10 protein-coding genes are annotated in these 24,651 nt (G+C 73.7%); 6 read left to right on the top strand and 4 right to left on the bottom strand.

Features of this window, described 5'->3' with window-relative positions; translation table 11 throughout:
- Nucleotides 1–1,243: amino acid adenylation domain-containing protein (locus ACFWXO_RS38415; RefSeq protein WP_380530058.1), on the bottom strand; the 1,243-nt coding region annotated here is incomplete at its 3' end.
- A 304-nt stretch (nt 1,244–1,547) separates the two neighbouring features.
- On the opposite strand from ACFWXO_RS38415, the gene ACFWXO_RS38410 reads away from it, so the two are divergent.
- From ACFWXO_RS38410 to ACFWXO_RS38395, 4 genes are all read left to right on the top strand, one after another.
- A complete protein-coding gene (locus tag ACFWXO_RS38410) occupies nt 1,548–4,901 on the top strand; it encodes an amino acid adenylation domain-containing protein (RefSeq protein ID WP_380530057.1) in 3,354 nt (1,117 codons plus the stop codon).
- Nucleotides 4,902–4,960: 59 nt separating this feature from the next.
- A complete protein-coding gene (locus tag ACFWXO_RS38405) occupies nt 4,961–5,779 on the top strand; it encodes a phytanoyl-CoA dioxygenase family protein (RefSeq protein ID WP_375890492.1) in 819 nt (272 codons plus the stop codon).
- Nucleotides 5,780–5,954: 175 nt separating this feature from the next.
- On the top strand, nt 5,955–13,850 hold the full coding sequence (locus ACFWXO_RS38400) for an amino acid adenylation domain-containing protein (RefSeq protein WP_380530055.1): 7,896 nt from the start codon (nt 5,955–5,957) through the stop codon (nt 13,848–13,850).
- A complete protein-coding gene (locus ACFWXO_RS38395) occupies nt 13,850–17,818 on the top strand; it encodes an amino acid adenylation domain-containing protein (RefSeq protein WP_380530053.1) in 3,969 nt (1,322 codons plus the stop codon). Before ACFWXO_RS38400 ends, ACFWXO_RS38395 begins: the two co-directional genes overlap by 1 nt.
- A gap of 114 nt (nt 17,819–17,932) precedes the next feature.
- Here ACFWXO_RS38395 and ACFWXO_RS38390 read toward each other — a convergent pair whose 3' ends face one another.
- From ACFWXO_RS38390 to ACFWXO_RS38380, 3 genes are read right to left on the bottom strand one after another with little or no spacing between them, the layout of a single operon-like run.
- Nucleotides 17,933–19,009, bottom strand: a complete 1,077-nt coding sequence (locus tag ACFWXO_RS38390; protein ID WP_380530051.1) for a GntG family PLP-dependent aldolase — start codon at nt 19,007–19,009, stop codon at nt 17,933–17,935.
- A 13-nt stretch (nt 19,010–19,022) separates the two neighbouring features.
- On the bottom strand, nt 19,023–20,306 hold the full coding sequence (locus ACFWXO_RS38385) for a cytochrome P450 (protein ID WP_375890498.1): 1,284 nt from the start codon (nt 20,304–20,306) through the stop codon (nt 19,023–19,025).
- Complete coding sequence (locus tag ACFWXO_RS38380; protein WP_380530049.1) at nt 20,303–22,144, bottom strand: amino acid adenylation domain-containing protein; 1,842 nt, start codon at nt 22,142–22,144, stop codon at nt 20,303–20,305. The genes ACFWXO_RS38385 and ACFWXO_RS38380 overlap by 4 nt, the downstream gene beginning before the upstream one ends.
- A gap of 416 nt (nt 22,145–22,560) precedes the next feature.
- Between ACFWXO_RS38380 and ACFWXO_RS38375 the strand changes: the two genes are divergently transcribed.
- Nucleotides 22,561–23,838 carry a lysine N(6)-hydroxylase/L-ornithine N(5)-oxygenase family protein gene (locus ACFWXO_RS38375; RefSeq protein WP_380530048.1) on the top strand — a complete coding sequence of 426 codons (1,278 nt, stop codon included), beginning with the start codon at nt 22,561–22,563 and terminating at the stop codon, nt 23,836–23,838.
- A gap of 104 nt (nt 23,839–23,942) precedes the next feature.
- Nucleotides 23,943–24,596, top strand: a complete 654-nt coding sequence (locus ACFWXO_RS38370) for an FMN-binding negative transcriptional regulator (RefSeq protein WP_380530046.1) — start codon at nt 23,943–23,945, stop codon at nt 24,594–24,596.
- Nucleotides 24,597–24,651 lie beyond the last annotated feature (55 nt).

Here is a 24,651-nt window from a genome sequence, read left to right as displayed (position 1 = left end):
GGGGGGCCGCCGCGGGGGTGCGGTCCGGGGGGCGGGGGGGCGGAGGTGCGGGGGGCGGGGGTGCACCGGCCGGTGGGGGGCGGGGGGGGGGCGCCCCCGCCCGCGGCGCGCCGGGGTGCGGCACGAACCGCTCGGCGGTCAGCCCGGGCCGCCGCCAGTAGCCGCGGGCGACCCCGGCCCCGCCGATCCACAGCTCGCCCGGGGTGCCGTCGGGGACGGCGGCACCCGCCTCGTCCACCACCAGCACGTCGGTGCCGCGGATCGGGCGGCCGATCGACACCCGGCCGCCGCCGGGGTCGACCTCCCAGGCCGTGGCCCAGACGGTCGTCTCGGTGGGCCCGTAGACGTTGGTGACGGCGGACGCCACGCCGGCCAGCGCCCCGGCCAGTTCGGCGGTCAGCGCCTCGCCGCCGACGACGACCCGCAGGCCCGGCACCCGCTCCCGGAGCTCGGGGACGAGCAGGCGCAGCAGCGAGGGCGTGGACTGCAGCAGGGTCGCCGCCGAGCCCCGCACCGCCTCGGCCAGCCGCCGCGGGTCGTGCACCAGTTCACGCCCGGCCAGCACCACGGTGCCACCGCTGACCAGCGGCCCGAAGATCTCCAGCACGGCGATGTCGAAGGAGACGGTGGTGATCGCGAAGAACCGGTCCTCGGGGCCCAGCGCGAACCGCTCGACCATGTCGGCCAGGAAGTTCACCACGCCGGCGTGCCGGACCATCACGCCCTTGGGCAGGCCGGTGGAGCCCGAGGTGTAGATCAGGTAGGCGAGGTCGTCGGGTCCGGCGAGGCCGTCGAGGCAGGCCCCGCCGTCCGGCTCGTCCGGGTCATCGGTGTGCTGCGGCCCGTCCAGGTCCTCCAGCAGGAGTTCCGGGAGGCCCTCGGCCCAGGCCCGGCCGCTGTGATGACGGTCGGTCACCAGAACGGCGGCTTCGGCGTCCTCGACCATGAAGCGCAGCCGCCCGTCCGGGTACGAGGGGTCGAGCGGCAGGTAGGCGGCGCCCGCCTTGAGCACCGCCAGCAGCGCCGCGACCAGGCCGGTGCCGCGTTCGACGGCCACCGCGACGTGGCTGCCGGGGGTGACGCCGCGGGCCCGCAGGGCCCGGGCCAGCCGGTCGGCCCGCGCGTTCAGCTGCCGGTAGGTCGTCCGGTCCGGCCCGCTGACCACCGCGAGCGCGTCCGGGGTGCGGCCGACCTGGGCCTCCACCATCCGGTGGACCGTCGGCGCGTCGTCTGCGGAGAGCATGGATCCCCCATCGTCGGGTACGGTGCGGACTGCGTCGACAGAGCGATCCTGCAACGGGGCGGGCCCCGGGAACAAGATCCATGGGCGATCATCCCGCCCCGATGTCCAGTTCATGACAATATCTCACCTCTCGTCGGCCCCTGCGCCGGTACGGCGCGATTCCGGCGAGTTTCCCGACGGGGCAATACCGTTCGGGGAAAACTCGGGCTACCGAACCTCCCCGGTTCCTGGCAGACTCGACGATTGATCGACAACGGGGCCGTCGCGGACACACTCTCCCGGCCCCCTACGAACTTCCACAACCATGAGGCCGGGCACGTCGATTGACACAGTGCCGTCGACACGGGGGTGCGGCGTGAATTCCGAGAACGAACTCCTTCGACGCCTACGCGAAAACCGTAGGACCACGACGGGAAAACCGACGGTCGAACACCTTCCGGCCACCGGACCGATTCCCGCGTCGAGTGCCCAGCAACGCCTGTGGTTCCTCGACCGGTTGCACGGCGGCAACGCGGCCTACAACGTCCCGATCGCCGTCCGGATCGACGGCCCGCTCCGGCCCGAGGCCCTCACCACCGCCGTCCGCGACCTGGTCCGCCGACACGAGGCGCTGCGGACCCGCTTCACCTTCGACGGCCGGGAGCTCGTCCAGGAGACCGTCTCCGCACCGGAGTTCGACGTCCCGTACCGCACCGTCGAGGGCGCCGACCCGGCCGCCCGGGCGGCCGAGCTCGGCCGCCTGCTGACCGCCGAGGCCCGTCGGCCCTTCACCCTCGACGGCGAACTCCTGGTCCGGGCCGCGCTCCTGCGCACGGAACCCGAGCGGCACGTCCTCCTGCTGAACGTCCACCACAGCGTGATCGACGGCTGGTCCGAGCGGGTCCTCCTCGCCGAACTGTGGACGCTCTACGACGGCCTGACCACCGGCTCCGCCGCCGAACTCCCGCCGCTGACCGCCACCTTCGCCGACCACGCGCGCCGGGAACGCGCGGCCGTCGACGAGGGCGGGTTCCGGGACGGCCTGCGGTACTGGCAGGAGCAGCTGCGCGGCCCGCTCCCCGGGCTCGACCTGCCCACCGACCGCCCCCGGCCCGCGCGGCCGAGCTTCGCGGGCGACGCCGTCCTGCTCGAACTGCCGCCACCGCTCACCGCCCGCGTCGGCGAGCTCTGCCGGGCCGAGGGAGTCACCCCCTTCATGCTGGCGGCGGCCGTCCTGAACGTCGTGCTGTCGCACCGCACCGGCGGCACGGACCTGGTGGTCGGCACGCCGGTCGCCAACCGGCGGCAGCCCGAGTTCCACGGCGTCGTGGGCTTCTTCGCCAACACGGTGGCCCTGCGCACCAGCCTGGCCGGCTCCCCCGACGTCCGGGAGCTGCTGCGCCGCACCCGCAGCACGGTGGCAGCGGCGCAGGACCACGAGGCCGTCCCCTTCGCCCAGGTGGTCGAGGCCGTCGCCGCTGGGCGGGAGCGGACCGGCGCCGCGCCCTTCCAGGTCCTCTGCACCTACACGGACCTCCACGACTCCCCCGCCCCCGGAGCGCCCGGAACGGCCCTGAGCACCGGGTTCGTCGAGATCGCCGGGTGCAGCACCCGCTTCGACCTGGAGGTCCAGGTCGAGCGGCGCCCGACCGGCCTGGTCTGCCGCTTCGTCTACGCCACCGAGCTCTTCGACCGCGACCGGGTCCGGCGACTGGCGGAGCACTACCTGGAGGTGCTGACCGCCGCCGTGGCCGACCCGGACCGGCCCGTCGCCGACCTCCCCACGGTCTCCGCGGCGGAGCGCGCCCTGCTGCTGGCCACCGGCACCGGCGAGCAGCTCGCGCCGCCCCCGCGTACCGTCCCCGAGCTCTTCCAGGACCAGGCCGCCCGCACCCCGGCCGCCGCGGCGCTGCTGTACGAGGGCGAGGCACTCGGCTACGCGGAGCTGAACCGCCGTGCCAACCGGCTCGCCCACGCGCTGATCGCCCGGGGCGCCGGGCCGGAACGGGTGGTCGCGCTGCTGCTGCCGCGCTCCCCGGACATGTTCGTCGGCCTGCTGGCGGTGCTCAAGACCGGGGCGGTCTACCTGCCGGTCGACCCGGACTACCCGCCCGAGCGGATCGTCCACCTGCTCGGCGACGCGCGCCCCGTCCTCGCCCTCACCCACGCCGACACCGCGCCGGCCCTGCCGAACGGCGTCCCCCAGCTGCGGACGGACACCGCCGACACCGCCGCGGAACTCGCGCAGCGACCGGACCGCGACCCCGAGGACCGCGACCGCACCGCCCCGCTGCACCCGCAGCAGTCCGCCTACCTGATCTACACCTCGGGCTCGACCGGCACCCCCAAGGGCGTCCTGATGCCCGCCGCCGGCCTGCTCAACCTGCTGGCCTGGCACCGCGCCGCCTTCCCCGGCGGCCCCGGCACCAGGACCGCCCAGTTCTGCGCGATCGGCTTCGACGCGTCCGTCCAGGAGATCCTCACCACCCTGGTGACGGGCAAGACCCTGGTCGTCCCCACCGACGCGATCCGCCGCAGCCCGGAGGACCTGGCCGCGTGGATCGAGCGGTACGAGGTCGACGAGCTGTTCGCACCCACCTCGGTGATCGAGGCCCTGTACGAGGCGGCCGAGGAGCACGGACGGGCCCTCACCCCGCTGCGCACCGTCTACCAGGGCGGCGAGGCGCTGACCACCAGCGCCCGGACCCGCGCCTTCCACCACCCCGACACCGGCCGGCGGCTGCACAACGTCTACGGGCCGGCCGAGACCCACGCCGTCACCGCGTACAGCACGGCGCCGGACAGCACCGGCTGGCCGGCCACCGCCCCGATCGGCGGCCCGATCGCCAACACCCGGGTGTACCTGCTGGATCCGGGCCTGCGCCTGGTCCCGTACGGCGTGGTCGGAGAAGTCCACCTGGCCGGAGCCGGCGTCGCCCGGGGCTACGCGGGCCGGCCCGACCGGACGGCGGAGCGCTTCCTGCCCGACCCGTTCGGGCCGCCCGGTTCGCGGATGTACCGCACCGGCGACCTGGCCCAGTGGCTGCCCGACGGAACCCTGGCCTTCCTCGGCCGGGCGGACCACCAGGTCAAGATCCGGGGCTTCCGGGTGGAGCCCGGGGAGATCGAGGAGGCCCTGACCCGGCACCCGGCCGTGGCCCGGGCGGCGGTGCTGGCGCGGGAGGACCGGCCCGGCGGGAAGACCCTGGTCGGCTACCTCGTCCCGGCCCCGGCCGCCCCCGATCGCGCTGTCGACCCCGCCGCCGTCCCCGCCCCGACTCCGGCGGAGCTGCGACAGCACCTGTCCCGCACACTGCCCTCCTTCATGCTGCCCGCGTCCTACGTGTGGCTCGACCGGCTGCCGCTGACCCCGAACGGCAAGCTCGACCGGGCCGCCCTCCCCGCGCCCGGGGCCGAACCCCCCTCCACCCCGAGGGACTTCACCAGCGAGACCGAACGGCGGCTGAGCGCGGTCTTCGCCAAGGTCCTGCGCAGGCCGGACATCGACGTCGACCGGAGCTTCTTCGACCTCGGCGGGCACTCGCTGCTGGCCACCCGGCTGATCAACCGGATCCGCTCGGAGCTGGGCGTCGAACTGCCGCTCCGCGCGCTCTTCGAGACCCCCACGGTGGCCGAGCTGGCCGCGCTGCTGGACAGCGCCGCCACGAGCGGCCGGTGACACTGTGTTGAACCCGCACACCGACGTGCGCCCACCCACCGACGCAGGAGTGTCGTGCCATGACCGAACCCGATGTCGACTTCGACGGAATCCTTGAGCGGTACCGCCGGGACGGCTTCGTCGTCCTCCCCGCCCTGATCCCCGACCAGCTCCTCCAGGAGATCCGCCGGGCGCTCCCCGCCCTCCTCGCCGAGGACGGCCCGCAGCGCTTCTTCGAGCAGGACGGCAGCACCGTCCGCGCCGTCTACGGCCTGCACCGCAAGGACGCCCCCTGGCGCACCGTCAGCGAGGAGACGCTCCTCCCCCGCGCGGCACGGACGCTGCTGGGCGAGGACATGTACGTCTACCAGTGGAAGATCAACCCGAAGGCCGCCAACACCGGTGACCGCTGGGAGTGGCACCGCGACTTCACCTTCTGGCAGCGGGAGGACGGCATGCCCGCACCCGACGCGCTCACCGCGGCCGTCTTCCTGGACGAGGTCACCGAGGAGAACGGCCCGCTCCAGCTGATCCCCGGCAGCCACGCCGTCGCGACCAGGTACGAGACCGCCGAGGAACAGCGGGCGGACAGCGCGAGCCGTGCGGACGACAACTGGTCGGCCATCGTCTCCGCCAACCTGTCGCACTCGATCCCGCCCGCCGTGGCCGAGGAACTCGCCGAGGAGCACGGCGTCCACCGGGCGACCGGGCCCGCCGGGACGGTGGTGCTGTTCAGCAGCAACATCGTGCACGGCTCCTCGCCCAACCGGTCCGGCCAGCCCCGGACGCTCGCACTGATCAGCTACAACACGGTGGGCAACGCTCCGGCGGAGTGGGCGAACCCGCGCCCCGAGTTCTTCCTCAACCACGACGCGACGGCGCTGGACGTCCGTTCCTGACCGCACGGCACGGCCGGGGCCCTCCGGGCCCGCCACCGCGCGGGCCCCGAGGCCCTGACGGCGCGGGCCCGGAGTCCATGACCGCGTGGGCCGCGCGCCGCCACCGGCCGACGCCGCCCGCCCGCTCCTCCGATCACGAGACCATCCACAGAACCCTCCATGAAGTGGACACGACATGCTCCTCGACGATGAGAACTCCCCCCTGCCCCGCCGGGACATCGCGAGCGAGGTGGTGGACGCGGACGTGGACGCGGACGTGGACGTCTCCACGGTTCGGCGGGAGGAGCGGACCGGCTCGGCACCGCTCTCGTACGCCCAGGAACGCCTCTGGTTCCTCGACCGGATGGACCCAGGCAACACCGCCTACACCGTCCCCGTCGCCCTGCACCTGCGCGGCGAGCTCGACCGGGCGGCCCTGGCCCGGGCCCTGGACCGGCTCGTGGACCGGCACGAGATCCTGCGCACCCGGTTCACCGAAGGCCCGGACGGCGCACCCGTCCAGGTCGTCGACCCGCGCGGCGAGCTCCCGCTCACCCCCGTCGACGCGGCCGGCTGGGACGACGCCCGGCTCTCCGAAGCGCTGCACCGGGAGGCCTACCGGCCCTTCGACCTCGCCCGCGGCCCGCTCGCCCGGGCCTCCCTCCTCCGGCGCGGGCCGCAGGAGCACGTGCTGCTGCTGACCATGCACCACATCGTCACCGACGGCTGGTCGTCCTGGGTCCTCTCCCAGGAGCTGGAGGAGCTGTACGGCGCCTTCCGGCTCGGCGAAGGCGATCCACTGCCCGAACTCCCGGTGCAGTACGCGGACTTCGCGATCTGGCAGCGCCGCCGACGGCAAGGGGAGCCGGCGGCGGAACACCTCGCCTACTGGCGTGACCGGCTGGCCGGGCTGGAGCCACTGGACCTGCCCACCGACCGCCCCCGCCCCGCCGTCCGCGGCACCCGCGGCGCCTCCCACAGCATCACCCTGCCGGAGGACCTCGCCACCGCGCTCCACGCACTCACCCGGACTCCGGGGACCACCACCTACATCGCTCTGCTGGCCACCCACCAGATCCTGCTGGCCGCCTACACCGGCCGCCGGGACATCGCCGTGGGCACCCCCTTCGCCGGCCGCAACCGCTCCGAGATCGAGGACCTGGTCGGGTTCTTCGTCAACACCGTGGTGGTCCGGACCGACCTCAGCGGCAACCCGACCGTCCGCGAGGTCCTGGACCGGACCCGTGAGAGCACCCTCGGCGCCCACGCCCACCAGGACCTCCCCTTCGAGCGCCTGGTCGCCGAACTCGCCCCCCACCGCGACCTCAGCCGCACCCCGCTCTTCCAGACCATGCTCGGCGTCCAGAGCGCCGCCACCGGCACCTGGCAGCTCCCCGGCCTCGACGTCCGCACCCTTCCGCTGGACGACACCGCCGCCAAGTTCGACCTCACGATCAACGCCACCGAGTCCGACACCGGCCTGACCGTCGACTTCACCTACAGCACCGAGCTGTTCGACCCGGCGACGATCGAGCGGCTGGCCGTCCACTTCCAGAACGTCCTGCGGGTCCTCACCACCGACCCCGACGCCCGGGTGGACGACCTCGACCTCCTGGGCCCCGAGGAACGCCACCGCATCCTGCACGAGTGGAACGACACCGCCGCGCCCCACCCCCACGACCGCACCGTGCACCAGCTGGTCCAGGAACAGGCCCGGGTGCGGCCGGACGCGATCGCCCTCGTCCACGGCGACCAGGAGATCGGCTACCGCGAACTCGACGAGCGCGCCAACCGACTCGCCCACCGGCTGCGGGAGTCCGGGGTCCGCACGGACTCCGCGGTGGGCGTCTGCGCCGAGCGCGGCCCCGAACTCGTCATCGGCCTGCTCGCCGTCCTCAAGGCCGGCGCCGCCTACCTCCCGCTCGACCCCACCCACCCCACCGAACGCCTCACCCGGATCCTCGCCACCGCCCGCACCGCCGTCGTCCTCCACGACGCCCACCTCGCGGACCGCCTGGGCCCGTACGACGGCACCCTCATCGCACTCGGCGACCCCGCCACCGCCACCCGCCCCGCCACCGACCCGGCCGTCGACGTCCGGCCCGACAACCTCGCCTACGTGATCCACACCTCCGGATCCACCGGCACCCCCAAGGGCGTCCAGATCACCCACCGCTCCGCGCTCAACACCTGCGCGGGCATGGCCGAGTCGCTCGCCGTGTCGGCCGAGGACCGGGTGCTCCTGAAGACGCCCTTCGCCTTCGACGTCTCGGCCTGGGAGTTCGTCACCACCCTGATCAGCGGGGCGACCCTGGTGATCGCCCCGCCCGGCGCGGAGCGGGATCCGGCACTGCTCGCCCGCACGGTGCACGAGACCGGGACGACCGTGCTCAACTTCGTCCCGAGCCTGCTCCAGCGCTACCTCGAAGTCCCCGACGTCCAGCGCCTGTCCGCCTCCCTGCGCGTCGTGCTGTGCGGCGGCGAGGTGCTGCCGGCCACCGTCGCCCGGAAGGTCCGGGACTCCCTCGGCGGCGCGGAGTTCCGCAATCTCTACGGTCCGAGCGAGGCGACGATCAACGCCACCTCCTACGACTGCCGTTCGGGGTCGTGGGAGGAACCGGTGCCGATCGGACGACCGCTCGACAACACCCGGGCGTACGTCCTGGACCGGGCCGGGCGTCCCGTCCCGATCGGCGTCACCGGCGAGCTGTACCTCGGCGGCGACGGCCTGGCCCGCGGCTACCACCACCAACCCGCCCTCACCGCCGACCGCTTCCTCCCCGACCCGTACGCGACCACCCCCGGCACCCGGCTCTACCGCACCGGCGACCTCGCCCGCTACCGCCCCGACGGCACCCTCGACTTCCTCGGCCGCACCGACGACCAAGTCAAGATCCGCGGCCACCGCATCGAACCCGGCGAGATCGACGCCCGGCTGCTGGAGCACCCGGCCGTCACCGCCGGCACCACCGTCGTCCGCGAGGACACCCCCGGCGACAAGCGACTCGTCGCCTACCTGACCAGTAACTCCATTACCCCATTGAGCACTTCGGAGCTCCGCGAGCACCTGCGCCGCCACCTGCCCGACTACATGCTCCCCGCCGCCTTCCTCACCCTCGACGAACTGCCGTTGACCCCCAACGGCAAGATCGACCGCCGCGCCCTGCCCGCCCCCGACCACACCCGCCCCGACCTCGACACCGCCTTCGCCCTACCCACCACCCCCAACGAACAAGCCCTCGCCCGGATCTGGACCGACATCCTCGGCCTCACCACCGTCGGCATCCACGACAACTTCTTCGACCTCGGCGGACACTCCCTCCTCGCCACCCGCGTCACCTCCCGCCTGCGCACCGAACTCGGCCACGAACTCCCCGTCCGCGCCCTCTTCGAGACCCCCACCATCGCCCAACTCGCCACCACCCTCGGCGAACCGCAGGCCGCCGGCGCACCGCCCGTCGAAGCGGCCGAACGCCCCGCCGCCATCCCGCTCTCGTACGCCCAGGAACGCCTCTGGTTCCTCGACCAGATGGAGCCGGACAGCAACGCCTACACCGTCCCCGTCGCCCTGCACCTGCTAGGCGACCTGGACCGGTCGGCGCTCGGCACCGCCCTTCGGCAGCTCGTCGCCCGCCACGAAGTCCTGCGCACTCGCTTCCCGTTGGGCGCCGACGCCACCCCCGTCCAGGTCATCGACCGGACCGGCAAGCTGCCGCTGGTCGGCATCGAGGCGGGCGACTGGGACGACGCCCGCCTCGCCCAGGCCCTGGCGGACGAGGCGGCCCTGCCGTTCGACCTCGAACACGGTCCGCTCGCCCGCGCGCGCCTGTTCCGTCTCGCCCCGCAGGAACACGTGCTCCTGCTAGCGATGCACCACATCGTCACCGACGGCTGGTCCTACCGCATCGTCATCCGGGAGCTGGAGGAGCTGTACGGCGCCCTCCTGGCCGACCGCCCCGACCGCCCCGACCGCCCTGACGGAGCCGACCGGGCGAAGGGGCTGCCCGAACTCCCGTTGCAGTACGCCGACTTCGCCCTCTGGCAGCGCCGGTGGCTCCAGGGCGAGGTACTGGGGGGTCAGGCGGCCTACTGGCGGGAGCAACTCGCCGGGCTGGAGCCGCTGGAGCTGCCCACCGACCGCCCCCGCCCCGCCGTCCGCAGCAGCCGAGGCGCCACCCACACCCTCACCCTTCCGGACGGCCTCGCCACCGCCCTGCACAAACTCGGCCAGGACCACGGCGTCACCACCTTCATGACCCTGATGGCCATCTACCAGATCCTCCTCCGCACCTACACCGGCCACCACGACATCGCCGTCGGCACCCCCGTCGCCAACCGCAACCGCTCCGAAACCGAAGACCTCATCGGCTTCTTCGTCAACACCCTCGTCCTCCGCGCCGACCTCACCGGCAACCCCACCCTCCGCGAAGTCCTCAACCGGACCCGCGACACCGCCCTCAACGCCTACGCCCACCAGGACCTCCCCTTCGAACGCCTGGTCGCCGAACTCGCCCCCCAACGCGACCTCAGCCGCACCCCCCTCTTCCAAACCATGCTCACCGTCCAGGACGCCACCCTCGACAGCTGGCAGCTCCCCGGCCTGGACGTCCGCACCCTCCCGCTCGGCGACGACGTCGCCAAGTTCGACCTCACGGTCACGGCCACCGAGTCCGACACCGGCCTGACCGTCGACTTCACCTACAGCACCGACCTGTTCGACGCGTCGACCATCGAGCGACTGGCCACCCACTTCCAGCACCTGCTCACCGCCGTCACCACCGACCCCGACGCCCGCCTCGACGACCTCGACCTCCTCAGCCCGGACGAGCGCCGCCGCATCCTCCAGGACTGGAACGACACCACCGCGCCCTACCCCCACGACCGCACCGTCCACCAACTCGTCGAACAGCACGCCGCCGAACGCCCCGACGCCATCGCCCTCGTCCAGGGCGAACGACGGTTCAGCTACCGCGAGCTCAACGAGCGTGCCAACCAACTCGCCCACCGACTCCGGGAATCCGGCGTCCACCCCGACACCACCGTCGGCATCTGCGCCGAACGCAGCCCCGAACTCGTCATCGGCCTGCTCGCCGTCCTCAAAGCCGGCGCCGCCTACCTCCCCCTCGACCCCACCCACCCCACCGAACGCCTCACCCACCTCCTGACCTCCACCCGCACCGCCGTCGTGCTCCACCACCCCCACCAGACCGGACTGGCGGCCTCCTTCGGCGGCACCCTGATCCCGCTGGACGATCCGGCCACGGCCGACCGGCCGGCCACCGATCCCGGCCACCCCGTCAGTCCGCAGAACCTCGCCTACGTGATCTACACTTCCGGCTCCACCGGCACCCCCAAGGGCGTCCAGATCACCCACCAGGCCGTCCTACGCCTCACCCACAACACCCGCATCACCGACACCACCCCCGACGACGTCTTCCTCCACCTCAACTCCATCGCCTTCGACGCCTCCAGCTACGAGATCTGGACCCCCCTCACCACCGGCGCCACCCTCACCGTCGCCGCCCCGGGCCGCACCACCACCGAAACCGCCACCCACGACATCCACACCCACCGACCCACCGTCCTCCTCCTCACCACCGCCCTGTTCAACGCCCTGATGGACAACGCTCCGCAGGCCTTCGCCACGGCCCGCCACGTCCTGGTCGGCGGCGAGGCGCTCTCCCCCACCCACGTCAACGCCTTCCAGGGGCTGCACCCGGACAAGAGCCTGGTCAACGTCTACGGGCCGAGCGAGAGCGCGACCATCACCTCCACCGCCCTGCTGTCGACCCGTCAGGGGAGCACCGTCACGATCGGGCGGCCGATCGACAACACCCGCATCCACGTCCTCGACCCGGCCGGACGCCCCGTCCCGATCGGCGTCACCGGCGAGCTCTACATCGGCGGCGACGGCCTGGCCCGCGGCTACCACCACCAACCCGCCCTCACCGCCGACCGCTTCCTCCCCGACCCGTACGCGACGTCCCCAGGCGCCCGGCTCTACCGCACCGGCGACCTCGCCCGCTACCGCCCCGACGGCACCCTCGACTTCCTCGGCCGCACCGACGACCAGGTCAAGATCCGCGGCCACCGGATCGAGCTCGGCGAGATCGACGCCCGCCTCCAGCAGCATCCGGCCGTGACCGCCGGCACCACCGTCGTCCGCGAGGACACCCCCGGGGACAAGCGGCTCGTCGCCTACCTCACCACCAGCTCACCCACCCCGCCCACCACCACCGAACTCCGCGAGCACCTGCGCCGCCACCTGCCCGACTACATGCTCCCCGCCGCCTTCCTCACCCTCGACCGCCTCCCGCTCACCCCCAACGGCAAGATCGACCGCCGCGCCCTGCCCGCCCCCGACCACACCCGCCCCGACCTCGACACCGCTTTCACCGCACCCGCCACCCCCGCCGAACAAGCCCTCGCCCGGATCTGGGAAGAAGTCCTCGGCCTCGCCACCGTCGGCATCCACGACAACTTCTTCGAGCTCGGCGGGGACTCGATCCTGGGCATGCAGGTGATCGCCAAGGCCAAGCGCTTCGGTCTGCGGCTGACCCCCCGGATGATCTTCCAGTACGAGACGGTGGCCGAGATCGCCGCCCACCAGCACCAGGCCGGCGCGGTCGACGCCGAGCAGGGCCGGGTGGCCGGGGACGTCCCGCTGACGCCCGTCCAGCACTGGCTGTTCGACCAGCGGCCCGTCCGACCGGACCACTTCAACCAGTCGGTCCTGCTCGACGTGGCCGGCCTCGCCCCGGAACTGCTGCGGCCCGCGCTGGCAGCGGTGGTCGACCACCACGACGCGCTGCGCCTGCGCTTCCCGCGGGACGGCGCCGGGCCCGCCCGGCACGGCCTACCGGCCGACCCCGAGCAGCTGCTGAGCGACGTGGACCTCTCGGCCGTCCCGGACGCCGAACTGACCGACCGGCTCCAGCGGTCGGCCGACGCACTGCAGCGCGGACTGGACATCGCCGAAGGCCCGCTGGCCCGCGGCGCGCTGTTCGACCTCGGCGGGGCCCGCGGCCGGCTGCTGCTGGTCGTCGTCCACCACCTGGTCGTGGACGGCGTCTCCTGGCGGATCCTGCTGGAGGACCTCGGCACCGCGTACGCCGCGCTGGCCGCGGGCCGGGAGGTGCTGCTGCCCGCCAAGACGACCTCCTTCCGTGCCTGGTCACGGAGGCTGACCGAGTACGCCCTCTCCCCGGCCGCCACGGACGAGCTGGCGTACTGGACCGCCGCACCGCCGCCCGTCCCGCTGCCCCGCGACCGCACCGCACGAGCCGACGACGCCGACGACGCCGACGGCCGAACCGACGACGACGGCAACACCGTCGCCGCCGAGGAGTCCGTCACCCTCCGGCTGACCGAGGAGTCCACCGAGGCCCTGCTGCGCCAGGTGCCCCGCGCCCTCGGCACCCAGATCAACGACGTGCTGCTCACCGCCCTCACCGAGGCCGTGGCCGGCTGGACCGGCCGCGACACCGTGCACGTCGACCTCGAAGGCCACGGCCGGGAGGACCTCTTCCCCGAGGTCGACCTCTCCCGCACGGTCGGCTGGTTCACCAGCGTCTTCCCGGTCGCCCTGCACCGGGAGCCCGGCGCCGGGCCCGCCCGGCAGGCGGGTGCCGTCCGCGACCAGCTCGCCCGGGTGCCCCGACGCGGCGTCGGGTACGGGATCCTGCGCCACCTGGGTGCCCCCGGGGCGCGGGAGGCGCTGGGCCGCCCGGCACCGGAGATCAGCTTCAACTACCTCGGCCAGTTCGACCGCGAGCTGCCCGGTCTGGGCGGCTACGCCGACCCCGACCTGCTGCGGGCCGGCGAACTCGACCCGTCGATGCGGCGCGGCCACCTGCTCCAGGTGACCGGCAGCGTGCTCGACGGGCGGCTGCGGATCGACATCGGCTACGCGCCCGCCGTCCACCACCGGGAGACCGCCCAGGGCCTGGTGGACGCGATGGAGCGCACGCTCACCGCGCTGGTCGCCGCCGCCTCCGAGGGCGCCGGCCCCGCCGCCCCCACCGTCCACGACTTCCCCCTGGCCGACCTCGAAGCATCGGATCTGGCCGCCATCCTCAAGAGGTTCTCCTGATGACCCAGCACAACGTCGAGGACATCCACCGGCTCTCCCCGCTCCAGGCCGGGATGCTCTTCCACTCCGTCGACGACTCCGGCGGCGAACAGCCGTACCTGGTGCAGACGGTGGACGAGCTGTCGGGACCGCTGGACCGCTCGGCGTTCCGGCAGGCCTGGCAGCAGCTCCTGGACCGCCACACGGCGCTGCGCAGCGTCTTCCTCTGGGAGGACCTGCCCGAGCCGCTGCAGGTCGTGCAGCGGCGGGTCGAACTGCCGCTCGCCGAACTCGACTGGCGGGCCCACCCGGACACCGAGCAGCGCGCCCGCCTGGACGGGCTGCTGCGGGAGAACCGCGCGGCGGGCCTCGACCTCACCGCGGCCCCGCTGTTCCGGCTGACCCTGGTCGCGGTCGCCCCCGGCCGGCACTGGCTGCTGTGGACCTTCCACCACCTGCTGCTCGACGGCTGGAGCCTCCCGCTGCTCCGGCGGGAGTTCGCCGAGCTGTACCGGGCGGCGCTGCGCGGCGTCCCGGCCCGGCTCCCCGCGCCCGTGCCGTACTCCCGCTACATCGCCTGGCTGGACGCCCAACCGAAGGCGGCGGCCCGGGAGTTCTGGCAGTCGTACCTGGCGGGCTTCGCGGAGCCGACCCGGCTCGGGGTGGACGGGCCGACCGGGCGGACCGGCTTCGCCGCCCACGAGCTGGTGCTGGACCAGGCGCGGTGCGCGCGGGTGCGCGAGTTCGCCCAGCGCAGCCGGGTGACGGTGAACGTCCTGGTGCAGGCCGCCTGGGCGCTGCTGCTCAGCCGGTACGGCAACGGCGAGGACGTGCTGTTCGGCACCACCGTGGCCGGGCGGCCGCCGACCCTGGCCGGCGCGGAGTCGATGGTGGGGATGTTCATCAACACCCTGCCGGTCCGGCTCCGGGTGCCCGGCGGGGAACGGGTGTCGGCGTGGCTGCGCCAGGTGCAGCGGCAGCAGGCCGAGTACCGGCAGTACGAGTTCGGGGCGCTGTCGGAGATCCAGGGCCGGAGCGGGCTGCCGAAGGGCTCGCCGCTGTTCCGGTCGATCCTGGTGTTCGAGAACTACCCGGCCGCCGCGGAGCCGGGGCGGCCGGACGAGCTGGCCGTCGAGACCCTCCTCAGCGTGGAGAACACGGGCTATCCGCTCACCCTGGTCGCCTACGCGGGCCGGGAGCTGGGAGTCCGGTTCTCGTACGACCGCGGCGTGTTCGACCGGGCCGCGGTCGAACGGATGGCGGGGCACTTCGAGAACCTGCTCGACGCCCTGGTCGCCGCCCCGGACGCCCGGCTGGACGACCTCGACCTGCTCGGCCCCGAGGAGCGCCACCGGCTCCTGCGGGACGGCAACGACACCGCCGCACCCCGCCCACAGGGCCGCACCGTCCACCAGCTGGTCGAGGAGCAGGCCCGCGCGCGGCCGGACGCCGTCGCGCTGGTGCACGGCGACCGGCGGCTGCGCTACCGCGAGCTCAACGAGCGGGCCAACCGGCTCGCCCACCGCCTCCGGGGCCTCGGCGCCCGGCCGGACACCACCGTCGGGGTCTGCGCCGAGCGCGGGCCCGAGCTGGTCGTCGTCCTGCTCGCCGTCCTCAAGTCCGGCGCCGCCTACCTCCCGCTGGACCCAGCCCACCCCACCGAACGCCTCACCCACCTGCTCCTCTCCACCGGCACCGCCGTCGTGCTCCACGACGCCCACCTCGCGGACCGCCTGGGCCCGTACGACGGCACCCTCCTCGCGCTGGACGACCCCGCCACGACCGACCACCCCGGCACCGACCCCGACCCCGTCGCCCGGCCCGACCACCTCGCCTACGTGATCCACACCTCCGGATCCACCGGCACCCCCAAGGGCGTCCAGATCACCCACCGCAACGTCCTCGGACTGTTCGCCGCGACCGCCCCGGAGTTCGGCTTCGGGCCGCAGGACACCTGGACGTTCTTCCACTCCTTCGCCTTCGACTTCTCCGTCTGGGAGCTGTGGTGCCCGCTGACCACCGGCGGCCGGGTGGTCGTGGTCGACCGGGCGACCGCCACCAGTCCGGCCGAGTTCCTCGACCTGCTGGCCCGGCAGGAGGTGACGGTGCTCAACCAGACCCCGTCCGCCTTCGCGATGCTCCAGCAGGCGCTCGACCCGGCGAGCGCCGCCCGGCTGCGACTGCGCCTGGTGGTGTTCGGCGGAGAGGCGCTCCGGCCCGCGCGACTGGGCCGCTGGCACGCGCTCATGGGCGAGGGCCGCACCCGGCTCGCCAACATGTACGGCATCACCGAGGTCACCGTGCACGCCACCCTGCGGGACGTCCGGCCCGCCGACATCCTGGCGGCGGACCCGGGCTCGCCCGTCGGCCGTCCGCTCGGCAACACCCGGGCGTACGTCCTCGATCCGGCCGGACGGCCCGTCCCCATCGGTGTCCCGGGCGAGCTGTACATCGGCGGCGAGGGCCTGGCCCGCGGCTACCTCGGCCGGCCGGCGCTGACCGCCGAGCGGTTCGTCCCCGACCCCTTCACCCCGGGTGCCCGGCTCTACCGCACCGGCGACCTCGCCCGCCGCCGTGCCGACGGCGACCTGGAGTACCTCGGCCGTAGCGACGACCAGGTCAAGATCCGCGGCCACCGGATCGAGCCCGGCGAGATCGACGCCCGCCTCCAGGAGCACCCGGCCGTCACCGCCAGCACCACCGTCGTCCGCGAGGACGACCCCGGCGACCGGCAGCTCGTCAGCTACCTGACCACCGAGGCCGGGACGGCCCCCACCACCACCGAGCTCCGCGAGCACCTGGGCGCCTTCCTGCCCGCCCACATGCTCCCCGCCGCCTTCGTCACCCTCGACCGGCTGCCGCTCACCCCCAACGGCAAGACCGACCGCCGGGCCCTCCCGGCCCCCGGCCGGGCCCGGCCGGAGCTGGCCGCCGACTACGCCGCGCCCCGCACGGCCGTCGAGGAGTCCGTCGCCGCGGTCTGGGCGGAGGTCCTCGGCCTCGCCGCCGTCGGCGTCCACGACGACTTCTTCGACCTCGGCGGGGACTCGGTGAAGAGCCTGCGGATCGCCGGGAGGCTGCGCCGGCTCGACCTCGCGGTCGGCCCGGGCGACATCCTGCGCAACCCCACCGTGGCGCGGACGGCGGCGGCCGCCCGGGCCGCGGCGGCGGGCGGCCGCACCGAGCGCTGGGCCGACGGTCCCGAGGTGTCCGTCACCTGGCTGAGCCGGGGCCCGGCCCCGGCACCCGTCCTGTTCTGCTTCCCGGAGATCTCCAACACCGTCCACGGCTACGCCCGGCTGGCGGCCGCGCTCGGCCCCGAGGTCTCGGTCGTCGCACTGGCCGCCGGGCGGCCGCGGGCGGGCGAGGGCCTGCCCGAACTGGCCCGGGCGTTCCGGCGGGCGGTCCGCGACGTCCGGCCCGCCGGCCCGTACCTGCTCGCCGGGTGGTCGATGGGCGGCGTGGTGGCGGCCGAGGTCGCCCGGCTGATCGAGGAGTCCGGCGAACGGACCGCGCTGCTGACGCTGTTCGACAGCTGCCTGCCGACGCCGGAGTACCGGGAGCACCTGGCGGGGCGCGCCGAGATCGCCCGGGAGCTGGACGAGAAGCTCCGGGCCGCCGGGCCCGGCTTCCCGGACACCCCGTGGACGGCCGAGGTCGAGGCCCTGCTGCCCGAACTGGACCTGCCGGTGGAGCTGCTGACGCTCGACCGCGAGGACCTGCTCAGCCACCTGGCGACACTCCGGCACAACCTCGCCGCCCTGGTCGCCCACCGGCCGCGCCCGGTGCGCTGCCCGGCGCTGCTCTTCCAGGCGGCGGAGTCGCACTGGCCGGTCCCGCCGGCCGAGGGCTGGGCGGCCTTCGTCGGCTCCCTCACCGTCCGGCCGGCCCGGGGCGGCCACCTCACCCTGCTCCAGGAGCCGTACGTGGCCGGGCTGGCGGCCGAGTTGGGCGCGGCCCTGCGCGACCACCGCCCCACGACCGGTTGACCGGCTCTGACCGGCTCTGACCGGCTCTGACCGGCTCTGACCGGACCGCGACGCACGATGGCACCGCCCCCGTTCCGGGGCGGTGCCATCGTCGTCCAGCGGGGCCGTGCGCGGTCAGTCGGTCGTCGGGCCGTCCTTGAGGACCCGGGCCACCACGGCGACGGCGGCGGTGACGTCCTCGGCGCTCACCCCGTTGTGGACGACCGCGCGGATCCGGCCGTGGCCGAACTCGGTGACCGCCAGGCCGTGCCGGGCCACCGAGGTGACGAAGCTGCGCCAGTCGAAGCGCTCGTCGGTGACCTTGAAGATCACGATGTTGGTCTCGACGGTGTCCACGTCCAGCTCCACGCCGGGCAGCAGCGCCAGGCCCTCGGCCAGCCGCCGGGCGTTGGCGTGGTCCTCGGCCAGCCGGCCCCGGGTGTCCAGTGCCACCAGCGCGGCCGCCGCCAGCAGCCCGACCTGGCGCATCCCGCCGCCGAGCATCTTGCGCAGCCGGCGGACCCGCTCCACGAACTCCGCGCTGCCGGCCACCATCGAACCGACCGGCGCGCCCAGGCCCTTGGAGAGGCAGAACTGCACCGAGTCGACGTGCGCGGTGATGTCCGCGACCTCCACCCCGGCGGCGATCGCCGCGTTGACCACCCGGGCGCCGTCCAGGTGCACGGCGACGCCGCGCTCGTCGGCGAACCGGCGCACCTCGGCCAGGTAGTCGAGCGGCAGCACCACGCCGCCGCAGCGGTTGTGGGTGTTCTCCAGGCAGATCAGCGAGGGCAGCGCGAACTGCGGGTCGTCCGGGTCCTTCGGGAAGGCGGCGGCCAGGTCCGCCAGCGCGATGGTGCCGTCGGCCTGGTTGGGCACCGGCTCGTAGACGACCCCGCCGCAGACCGCGGCGCCGCCCGCCTCGTACAGCCAGATGTCGCTCTCGGCGCCGACCACGGCCTTGGTGCCGCGCGGGGCGTGGGCCATGATCGAGGCGAGGTTGGCCATGGTGCCGCTCGGGAAGAAGCAGGCGGCCTCCTTGCCGGTCAGCTCGGCGGTGCGGCGTTCGAGCTCGTTGACCGTCGGGTCCTCGCCGTAGACGTCGTCGCCGAGCTCCGCCTCGGTGATCGCGGTGAGCATCTCGGGCGTCGGCAGTGTGAAGGTGTCACTGCGCATCTCGATCACGGCGGGAAGGTCCTCTCGTTCCGGCACGGTGCGGGGTGGATCAGCTCGCCGGGACGGGCTCGGCGAGCTGCCGGGCGGCGCCGGGGCGCAGCCTGGCGGTCACCGGGAGGTGCTTGATCCCGGCGATGAAGTTGGAGGCCAGGTGGGCGACCGGGCCGGCCGGTTCGAAGCGCTCGACCAGTTCGGTGACCTCGGTGAAGAACTCGCCGAGGGCGATCCGGGCGAGCGGGGCGCCGACGCAGTAGTGCGCGCCGAACCCGAAGGCGACGTGCCGGTTGGGGGTGCGCGCCACGTCGAAGACGTACGGGTCGTCGAAGACCGTCTCGTCGCGGTTGGCCGAGCCCAGCCAGGCGACCACGGCCTCGCCGGCCCGCACCGGTTCGCCGCCGAGGACGGTGTCCTCGGTGGCGTAGCGCATGGCGTGGGTGGCCGGGGAGGCCCAGCGCAGGCCCTCCTCGACGGCGGAGGCGACGGTGGCCCCGCCGTCGAGCAGCCGCCGGTACTGGTCCGGGTGCTCCAGCAGGGCGTTGACGGTGGTCGCGATGACGTGCGGCGCGGTGACGTTGGCGCCGAGCAGCACGTTGTAGCAGTTGTAGATGACCTCGTCGAGCCGGATCGTGCGGTCGCCGACGGTGAGCTGCTGGAGCAGCCCGACCAGGTCCTCGCGCGGGGTGCGGTCGGCGGCCACCTCGGCGAAGTAGTCGAAGAGTTCGTGGTGCGCGGAGACCAGCTGGTGGCCGCCGGAGTCGTCCCGGGAGGCGGGGTCGGCGGGGGCGATCGCGACGGTGGTGAGCCTGGTCAGTTCGGGCCAGTCGGCCTCGGGCAGGCCCATCAGGGCGCCGGTGAACATCATCGGGAAGGCGGTCATCGCGGCCGCCAGGTCCCAGGGTTCGCCGCTCGCCAGCGGTGCCAGCAGCTGCCGGGCCATCCGGCGGATGGCCGGGCGGCGGGCGGCGAGTTCGCGGGCGGAGAGCGCCTGGGCGACGGGGCGGCGCAGGTAGCCGTGGATCGGCGGGTCGCTGGCGACCATCATCCGGTCGGCCGCCGGGTCCTGTTCGCCGAGGACGGAGAGCATGTTGCCGCGCCGCGAGGTGTAGAGCGCGTGGTCGCGCAGCACGGTGCTGGTCTCGGCGTGGGCGGTGACGGAGACGTAGCCGCGGCCGCTCGGGACGGTGAGCCGGGTGACGGGGGCCTTGTGGCGGTAGTGGCGCCAGACCGCGTGGGGGTCGCCGGTGGCGTAGAAGTGCGGGTCGCTCAGGTCGACGAGTTCCGGGTCCGGTGCCCCGTCCCGCTGCCCGTCGTCGCCGGGGCCGGTGATCCTCACCGGTCGGCCCCGGTCGGGGCGTCGGAGGCGAGTTCCGGCCGCTGGGTCCTGATGTGGTCCGCCAGTCCGGCCACGGTGGGGTTGAGGTAGAAGGCCCGGGCCCGGATCACCGCCTCGAACTCGGCGGTGATCTCCCGGGTGATCCGGCTGGCGGTCAGCGAGTGCCCGCCGAGGTCGAAGAAGTCGTCGTCGACACCGACCGGTTCGACGTCGAGGACCTCCTGCCAGAGCACGGTGAGCCGGTGCTCGACCGGGTCGGCGGGCGCCCGGTAGGGCACGTCGCCGTCCGGGCGGGTCCGGCCGCGCCGGGCGGCCAGGGCGTCCCGGTCGACCTTGCCGTTGGGCTTGAGCGGCAGCCGGTCCACCCAGACCAGGGCGGTGGGGATCATGCCGGCCGGGAGCTCCTCGGCCAGGGTGCGGCGCAGTTCCACCGAGGAGACGGCGTAGGGGCCGCTGTAGAAGCCGACCAGCCGGCGGTCGCCGGGGCCGTGGTCCTGGAGGACGACGGCGGCGTCCTGGACGTCGGGGTGGCGGCGCAGCCGGGCCTCGATGTCGTCGGACTCGATCCGGATGCCGTTGACCTTGAGCTGGCCGTCGGCCCGGCCGGCGAACTCGTAGGCGCCGTCGGGGCCGCGCCGGGCGAGGTCGCCGGTGTCGTACATCCGGGTGCCGGGGGCGCTCGCGTACGGGTCGGGGAGGAAGCGGTCGGCGGTGAGGCCGGGCAGTCCGAGGTAGCCGTGGGCGAGGCCGGCGCCGTTGACGAAGAGCCGGCCGACGGTGCCGTCGGGCACCGGGTCCAGCCGCTCGTCGAGGACGACCATGCCGGTGCCGTCGATCGGTCCGCCGATCGGGACGCCGCGGTCGCCGAGCGGTGCGCGGACGGGGTGGGTGCTGGTGAAGGTGGTGTTCTCGGTGGGGCCGTAGGCGGCCGAGACGAGGGTGTCGGGCAGGGCGGCGGCGGCCCGGTCGACGTGTTCGGCGGAGAGCACCTCGCCGCCGGTGAACAGCCGGCGCAGGGCGGGCAGGTCGGTCAGGCCCGCCTCGACCGCCTGGTGGAACAGGGCGGTGGTGAGGAACAGCACGGTGGTGCCGGTGTCCCGGGCGGCCTTGACCACCTCCGCCGGGCCGAGCCGGCCGGCCGGGGCGAGCGCCAGGCAGCCGCCGTTCAGCAGCGGGCCCCAGATCTCCAGGGTGGAGGCGTCGAAGGCGACCGGGGCGAGCTGGAGGAAGACGTCGTCGGGCCGGGCGTCGAGGTAGCCGGCGTCCAGCACCAGGCGCAGCACGGCGCGGTGCGGCACGCAGACGCCCTTGGGGCGGCCGGTGGAGCCGGAGGTGTAGGCGACGTAGGCGAGGTCCTCGGGGGTCTGTCCGCTGTGGGTGCCGGGGTCGTCCGTCGCCGGTGCGGCCGTCACGTCGAGGTGTTCGGCGGCCACGTCGAGGTGCTCGAACGCGCCGTCGAGCTTCGCCCGTCGGTCCGCGTCGGTGACCACCAGCGACACCTCGGCGTCGCCCAGGATGGTGTGCAGCCGGGCGGACGGGTCACCCGGGTCGACGGCGACGTAGGCGGCGCCCGCCTTGAGGATGCCGAGCAGGGCGACGACCAGCCGGGGCGAGCGCTCCAGCAGGACGCCGACCCGGTCGCCGCGGCGTACGCCCCGGTCGCGCAGCCGGGCGGCGAGCGCCCCGGCGGCGGCGTCGAGGGCGCCGTAGTCGAGGTCGCCGGCCTCGCTGCGGACCGCGGTGGCGGTCGGCGCGGCCGCCGCGACGGCGGCGAAGCGGCTCGCAAGGGTCCACCCCTGCTGGGGAACTGACTCGGTCGTGCCCGGTGATTCCAACATGGTGCGGTCGCGGATCCCTTCGCGCGAAACCCTTGCCCTGTCAGTTCTTGACGAGAAGTCAGTGAATGGAGTTCGGATAGTGGGTAACGAACTCTTTTGCCGAGTCGTGGACTTGGGGTCCGGCTATGCCCCCACCTCGAACGCTTCGGATGCTATTCAGCGTGACGATGCGCCGTCAAGAGCGGACCGGATCTCTCCGCCCCCGCAACGCCAACTCACCACGGGTGATCGGGATTTTCCCCTTTTGCTTGCACAGCACGTGGGGCAGCTCCTACTGTCATGGAGTGATCAGGAGTCGCGGCAGTGTGCTGCCCTGAGCACCGTCATCGGTCGACCGGACTCGACGTCGACCCAGACAGGCCATCCCCAAAAGGGAGAGAGCAGGGAAGTCCGTGGGTGAGCGGCAACGTTCCGGCGTGGTCGCCGGAACCGACATCGTCGACGTGGCCGGAATCGGCTTCGGCCCCTCGAACCTGGCCCTCGCGGCCGCCATTTCGGAGATCGCCGACGGGGCCCCGGTCACCGCGCGCTTCTTCGAGGCGCAGCAGCGCTTCGGCTGGCACCGGGGCATGCTGATCGAGGGCGCCACCATGCAGGTCTCGTACCTCAAGGACCTCGTGACCATGCGCAATCCGACCAGTCCGTACTCGTTCCTGTGCTACCTGCAGGCCAAGGGCCGGCTGGCGGACTTCATCAACACCAAGTCCTTCTACCCGCTGCGGGTGGAGTTCCACGACTACCTGGAGTGGGTCGCGGAGGGCTTCGCGGACCTCGTCTCCTACGGCTCGCGGGTGGTGGCGGTCGAGCCGGTCGCCGGCGAACAGGGCGTCGAGTTCCTCGACGTGGTCTTCGTCGCGGCCGACGGCACCCGCCAGGTGCAGCGCGCCCGCAACCTGGTGATCGCCGCCGGGATCGAGCCCAAGCTGCCCGCCGACCTGCCGCACTCCCCGCGGATCTGGCACACCTCCCGGTTCCTGCCGGAGGTGGAGCGGATCGCACCGCAGGACCCGCGCTCCTTCGTGGTCCTGGGCTCGGGCCAGAGCGCGGCGGAGGCGATCGAGCACCTGCACGCGCGCTTCCCGCGGGCGCAGGTGCACTCGGTGCACTCCCGGTACGGGTTCAGCGTCGCCGACGACAGCCCGTTCGCCAACCAGGTGTTCAACCCCGAGGCGGTGGACCGTTTCCACACCGCCCCGGACGACGTCCGGCAGCGCCTCATCGAATATCACGCCGGCACCAACTACTCGGTGGTGGACGCCGATCTGCTGCAGTCGCTGTTCCAGCAGGCGTACCTGGAAAAGGTGGCCGGAAATCCCCGGCTGAATTTCCACAACGTCTCCCGGGTAAGCGAAGTGACGGAAACTCCGGACGGCCTGCGGATCGACGTGGAATCGCTGTCCTCCGGCACCAGCACCATCCTGGAGGCCGAGGCGCTGGTCTGCGCCACCGGCTACACCCGCACCGACCCGGCGGTCTTCCTGGACGGCCTGCTGCCGCACTGCGGGCTGGACGACCAGGGCCGGCTGCGGCTCGACCGGGAGCACCGGGTGGTGACCGACGAGAGCGTGCACTGCGGCATCTACGTCCAGGGCTTCGGCGAGCACAGCCACGGGCTCTCCGAGACCCTGCTGTCCCTCTCCGCCGTCCGCGCCGGGGAGATCGGCGACATGCTCGTCAAGGCACTGTCCGGCTGACCCTCGCACCGACCGGCTGGCCCCCGCACCGACCGGGTGGGCCGGTCGGCCGGCCGCCCGGGGCGGATCCGGCAGCGCCGAAACACTGAGACCGAGGAGTACGAGTGTTCACGCCGAAGCTCTACCAGGTGGACGGGGACGACTGGCCGCTGCGGGTCATCGAGCGGCACCCGCTCGCCGTGCTGACCGGCAACGGGAACCCGACGCCCAACGCCACCCACGTGCCGGTGATCGTTCCGCCCGACGCCGCCCCGGGCGACCCGCTGCAGGGCATGCGCCTGTGGACCCACATGACCCGGGTGAACCCGCACTGGCAGCAGCTCGTCGCCGACGGCGGCGGCCCGGCGAAGCTCGTCTTCCACGGGCCGAACGGCTACGTCACCCCGACCCTCTACTCCGCCCCGATGGTCGCGCCGACCTGGAACTACGTGGCCGTCCACCTGGAGGGCACGATCGAACTGGCCGCGGACGACGAGACCCTGACGATCGTCCACACCACCGCCCAGACGCTGGAGGACCGGTTCGGGGACGGCATGCCGCTCGCCCCCTCGCTGGAGTACCACCGGCAGATCGTCGGCGCGGTCGGCGGCATCCACTTCACCGTGACCAAGGTCGAGGTGATGTTCAAGCTGAGCCAGGAGAAGGACCCGGAGGTCCAGCAGCGGGTGCTCGACCGCTTCGCCGGCAGCGGCTCCGGGCTGCACCGCGAGGTGGCCGACACCATGCGGGCGCTGCGGCTGGGCTCCGACGAGCGCTGACGCGCCGGGAACGGGAACGCCGGAGGCCCGGGGTGGTGAACCACCACCCCGGGCC

The sequence above is a fragment of the Kitasatospora sp. NPDC059088 genome (assembly GCF_042738155.1).
Lineage (GTDB): Bacteria > Actinomycetota > Actinomycetes > Streptomycetales > Streptomycetaceae > Kitasatospora.
This window is presented reverse-complemented; position numbering and strand designations above follow the sequence as displayed.